We start from the raw sequence: 2,175 nt of genomic DNA, 5'->3' as shown, positions 1-2,175 counted from the left end.
GAAGCCGTCCGGAAACAACCTCACGGTTTCGCATGGGCATTCGATTCCTCCGTGGACTCAACGAACCGGAGCACTTCTTCCGCGCTGTAAAACCGCTGGTTCCTGTGGACGGGCGTGGGGTTGTATCCGTCCTCCTTAAGGAGAGGCCGAAGTTCCACGAGTGTGTTGCCGACGGTGCGGGGGCTCACCTTGAACAGAGCGGCGATCGTCGGCCGGGTGGCAACCTGGCGCATGGCGAGGATCGCGGCAAGGACTCGGCCCTCATCGGTGATCTTCCTATGGCCGGTAACTGCGCCTGGATCCTTCTTCAGTTCGGCACCCCGTCGTTTGCGACGAATCTCCTGAAGGCGGGCTTGGTACTTGATAGCCAGGCGAGCGGTGATGGCATCGAGTTCATCGCGGCTCATGCCGGTGATGGCCGGATGGCGCAATGCTTCTTGAGGGTCGATTTCCTTCAGGGTGCCGGCGGACGCGACGAACTCGCGGACCGCCTGCGTGCTGGGAAGTCGGAGCGCGATGGGACGTACTGGGTGGTTGTGTTCTGCCAAGAGGACTCGAGTCTCGCGAGTGACTTGCTGCATGGCACTTCGACCTACTCCGAGCAAGTCCTGCAGCACGGGCATCGGGCAGACCTCCCGAAGGTAGATAAGGGTGGCCACAATGCGAGCTGCGGGCGTCATTACCGTCATTCCGCCTGCACCTTTCGCGCGGCGCCGCCTTCCGCCTCGTCTGTTGTAAGCCCGTTTCTCGGCCTGGGCCTCCTGGGCTGGTGCGAGAACCTCGATAAGGCAGTGAAGCTCTTCCCGGCTCATGCCGGTAAGAACCGGATGGGACAGCATCTCCAGGACTTCCGACGGGATGACCCTGGGGCCACTTCTGCCCCTCTGTGCAGCAGGGCAGAAGCCGTTTGGCTGGACGGTGTAGTTCCAGGCTCCGCGGCTTTCGTGTGGCTGGATCGGCAGGGAGTCCAGATACTCCTTGCTCACAGTGATCCCGATTGGATAGGAGCCTGTGTCGAGCTCGGCCTCGACGCGCAAGCCAGCCCGGGTGCGGGTGGACTCGATGGTCTTGATAACGACCTCGTGGCTGGTCAGTGGGCGCCCGCGCCAGTTCATCGTGATGTGGGAGAAGAGTCGGTGTTCGACCTTGTTCCACTTCGATGTTCCGGGCGGAAAGTGGCAGACAGTAATGGCCAAGCCGGTTTCCTCGGCAAGGGCTGCGAGTTCAGACTTCCACAGCCGGTATCGAGGAGAGTTCGATCCGCCGGAGTCTGCTGTGATGAGGAGGCGCTGGGCATTCGGGTAGACGCCCTTGCCTCGGTTTTCCCACCATCGGCGAATCGAGGAGACGGCGAAGGTGGACGTGTCGTGGTCAACTCCGACGTTGACCCATCCCGTGTTGGCTGCGATGTCGTAGATTCCGTATGGGATGGCCTGCTGGATATCCCCGCGGAAGAAGAGCGAGTGGTCCTCAACATCGATCGGCTCGCCCTTGGGCCGCCACTCGCGGCCAGGATTGTGGTATTGGCCGATTATTTCCTTCTTCTTCGTGTCCACGCTGATGACTGGCTCGCCGGCTGCCTGATGCTCCTTGACCTGACCGTTGATGTAGTGGAACTGAGCGTCCCGGTCGGGGTGCTGCTTTCCTTCCAGAGTCTTGGCATTGCCCTGCAAGCTGAACCCGTTCTCGCGCAGCAGTCTTCCGACCGTGGTCGCGGAGACTGCATGCCCTTGCTCGGTCAGCTCGACAGCGAGATTTCGCAGGGACTTGGTCGTCCATCTCAAGGGAGACATGGGGTCCCCTCGCTCGTCCGGCTCGACCAGCGCCAACAGGGCGGGCAACAGCGCAGGGTTCTTCTCGGTCGCCCTCCTGCGGCCACCCCCTGGGCGTCGAATACGACCCGCCGGAAAAGGGGTCGACTCGTCGGCGAGCTCGGCGATTCCTTTGCGAACCGTCGTTTCGCTGACACCCGCCGTGCGGGACACTGCGCGTATACCGCCGTGTCCCAGCTCGCGGGCCTCGGCAGCCAGCAGAAGGCGCCGCTGCCTTTCGTTGAGGTGAGGGAGCAACGCCCCCAATCGAGCCGCGAGTTGACGAGACACCGGCTGGGATATGAGCATGCAAGATCAACGATCTTGGGGCCTGCGAAGCAACGCTTTGTTTCCGGACAGCTTC

General features: G+C 62.2%; 1 protein-coding gene. It reads right to left on the bottom strand.

Annotation, left to right across the window (positions count from 1 at the left end):
• Positions 1 to 20: 20 nt before the first annotated feature.
• A complete protein-coding gene (locus ACZ55A_RS37070) occupies positions 21 to 2,120 on the bottom strand; it encodes an ISAzo13 family transposase (protein WP_468849500.1) in 2,100 nt (699 codons plus the stop codon).
• Between the last annotated feature and the right edge of the window lie 55 nt (positions 2,121 to 2,175).

Source organism: Streptomyces sp. NPDC034111 (genome assembly GCF_055575375.1).
The sequence above is the reverse complement of the archived record's forward strand: the minus strand, read 5'-3'. Positions and strand labels throughout refer to the sequence as shown.